The sequence below is a fragment of the Citrobacter sp. TBCS-14 genome, assembly GCF_005280805.1.
GTDB lineage: Bacteria > Pseudomonadota > Gammaproteobacteria > Enterobacterales > Enterobacteriaceae > Citrobacter > Citrobacter gillenii.
In genome coordinates, this window is sequence record NZ_SZWM01001141.1 from 1 (window position 1) to 246 (window position 246).

At 48.4% G+C, this 246-nt stretch carries 2 pseudogenes; one reads left to right on the forward strand and one right to left on the reverse strand.

Going from position 1 to position 246, the window contains the following annotated elements:
• Positions 1-105: pseudogene (locus FDX22_RS32800) on the reverse strand (DUF1289 domain-containing protein); the annotation flags it as partial.
• A 77-nt stretch (positions 106-182) separates the two neighbouring features.
• Here FDX22_RS32800 and FDX22_RS32105 point away from each other — a divergent pair.
• Positions 183-246 (forward strand): annotated as a pseudogene (locus FDX22_RS32105) (TetR/AcrR family transcriptional regulator); the annotation flags it as partial.

Here is a 246-nt window from a genome sequence, read left to right on the forward strand (position 1 = left end):
ACGGCAAAATCCGCGTTCGTCAGACTGACATATTCCACGGCATGGGCTCTGGACAGGGAAAAACTCCAGCTGTTCGGCCACATCCCCTCCTTTAGTAAGATTGATATACCTATTGAAGACGTTAACTGAATTTCTCGCAAGGGCTATTGCATTAGACCGACTGGTCTATTACACTTCTTCCCATGAACAAAGTCACTGAACACGATACACGCGAACATCTGCTGGCGACCGGCGAACTGCTGTGTA